This is a genomic window from Ruegeria sp. AE4, assembly GCF_056542185.1.
Genome location: NZ_JBQFZK010000044.1, coordinates 1 through 2,402, shown reverse-complemented (window position 1 = coordinate 2,402; position 2,402 = coordinate 1). Strand labels below are relative to the sequence as shown.

The following is a 2,402-nucleotide window of genomic DNA, read 5'->3' as shown; positions in this document are numbered from 1 at the left end:
GAATTGTTTGACAGGTTCGCCATTCTTGCGCGGCGTAAAATTCACATTTGAGCAATGGTATCTTGACAGATTAATATGCCAAGAAAAATCGATTATACCTTCAACGTCATAAGTCCGACCTATGGATAACCTTACATAAGAGTTTCAATGTGATCCGAGGGAGCCTCGTGTGGAAAGCTGATCAGAATAGAGAATAGACGGGGATAACCAGACGGTTCCTTTCCTTCAGTACAAACGCCCCAGTTCCCTGATCCTTTGCGGATAATCGTCTGGAAAACGCCAGATGACTTCGCCGGGTGCGCGCACCAGTCCGCGCGCGGCGGGGTCTTTGTTGGTCAGCAATGACAGGAAAAGATCGCTGCTGGCCCATGGTGAAGACCGGAAGTACCAATGCCCGTTGCCAGTGCCCGCCTCTTCGGCATCCGTCACGTCGATGACATGCAGCCTTGGGGTCCGGGCCAGTTCCGCTTGCACCGCAGGCACTGCTTCGCCGGGCGGCGAGGTCTCTCCGACGCGCTTGCGGCCAAAGACAAACCTAGACATCGCCAGCGCGGAATCCGTTTGCGACTGATAGATCGTCAGGTCCGTAACCGCATCGAGAAGACCGTCCTCGATAGCATGAAGGAAATAAGCGCGGTCCAGGTCGCTGCCGATCAGGATGAGTTTGCCCAACCGCGCATTTTCCTCGGCTCCCAACGCGATTTGATAAGCGGCATCAAAGGCCAGCCTAGTCCCGGCGCTGTAGCCGATCAGGTGAATGCGACGGGCATCGGTATGAGTCGAAAGAAAGGCAATCAGCTCGCGCAGATAGCGTCGCGAGGCCAGCGCCGATTCCTGATCGCGGAAATAGGCCAGCGTACTTGGGGTTGCTGTCCAATTGTAACTGATGAAAGCGCCCTGATAGCCCAGGAAATGCTGCAACTGGCTTGAGACCAGGGTGGAATAGTCGAAGTCCACATTATAGCCGTGGATGTAAATGAAAATGTCGTTGTTGGCCGATTGCGCCAATTGCGCATTGATTTGTGACGCAAAACGGCGACCGGCAGATTCGACCTCGGCACGGCTGGGTGGCGTATCCATGTATTTGATTGCGCTGAACGGCAGAATGCCGGTCTCGGTCACGCCCGCCACACGTAGCCTATAGTCCCGATCCCGCGCCGCGGCGAGCGTGATGCGCCTTGCGTTTTCCCAGCTTTCAAGCGGCGGGTCCGACGCAACCTGCGCGACACCCGCCCGCAACACGTGCCCCCGTGCGTTATTGTAGCTTTTCTGTGGGTCGTCCGGTTCCGCAGGCTGGCGGTCGGTTGCGTAAAACAGACGCGTCCGCGCCTCAAAATTGCCCTCGGTCACATCCCCGAACGGGTCAAGCGTGCCATTGGCAAAGACCGTTGGCGAAGGCATGATGTCAATTTCATTGTAGGTTTTCGCCGCGCACCCCGTCAGGGTTATGAAGAAAATTAGCCAACAGAACCTATGCATCAGACACTTTACGCCCCAGAATTTCCGCCGCATTGAGATCTGCCGGCACGAGCTTTCAACCATTTTTGCAAATGGACCATCTTTGGCAAGCCTTAGAGGATGCCTGCGACAACGATGGCAGCAGATTGCGGGCCGTGACCGTGGATGATGTTGTCAGAGAGACGTTTGAAGAGTTCGAGTAATCGGCCACATTAACCAATGTTCGCCGATTTCGGGGTCGGCTTCTTGATGAGTCTTTTACAATGTGAAGCTACGCAAAGGCGAAAGGGACCATGTGAAAACGGCTATGAAACGGGCCAGATGTTCATCAAGGTGAAGGGCATGTGCGAATAGTCATGAACGTTTCCTGCACTGAAAAGGTTCGCACCAGAATTTTACCACTCTTGGCTGTCCGGCTCCCGCCGCACGTTTGTGGGCTCCAAAAGGATGTTTGTTTGCTGTTTTTTACCTTGGCCTCACCCTATCCAGGGATCGAAGCTTCCAGAGTACCCGGCGCAATTCAGCGGTTTTTCGATTGGATGAAACTCCTCCAGTGCACTGCCTGTGCCCCAAAGTTAAAACGATTTGCGATCGTGTGGCTTTTTGTTGCTTTTTCTTGACCGGGCAAACGAATTGATACATTTTACCAAAATAAAACCAGAATGGAGCACAAATTATCACGAACATAGACCGTTTTTGTCGCTCCATACCGCCCTTGAGTCAGAGGTTTCGTCTCGGTGTAAGGATGGTTTCGGAGCGGTGGCAGTGCTAATAACGGAATGTCCTGTGCGGACTGGTTATGGTAACCTGAGATAGAAAGGTATCGCCCCGACAGTTTGCAGTTAACTGCACATTTTGAGGGTGCAATTCTGTCAAATTGGCGGTCACTGGCTTCACTTGACCCAAAGCGCCTCGAAAAAGAAGGCACCCAACAAAAATGATCA

Annotated in this window: 1 protein-coding gene; it reads right to left on the bottom strand. The window is 53.2% G+C overall.

Annotated elements, in window-relative coordinates:
- Positions 1 to 225: 225 nt before the first annotated feature.
- Positions 226 to 1,401, bottom strand: coding sequence for an alpha/beta hydrolase (locus ACR0EK_RS20255; protein WP_480774596.1), 1,176 nt, complete (start codon positions 1,399 to 1,401; stop codon positions 226 to 228).
- Between the last annotated feature and the right edge of the window lie 1,001 nt (positions 1,402 to 2,402).

What these genes read in the sequence shown, in the direction of transcription:
- ACR0EK_RS20255 (WP_480774596.1), bottom strand. Translation starts at nt 1,401, where the DNA reads ATGCCTTCGCCAACGGTCTTTGCCAATGGCACGCTTGACCCGTTCGGG.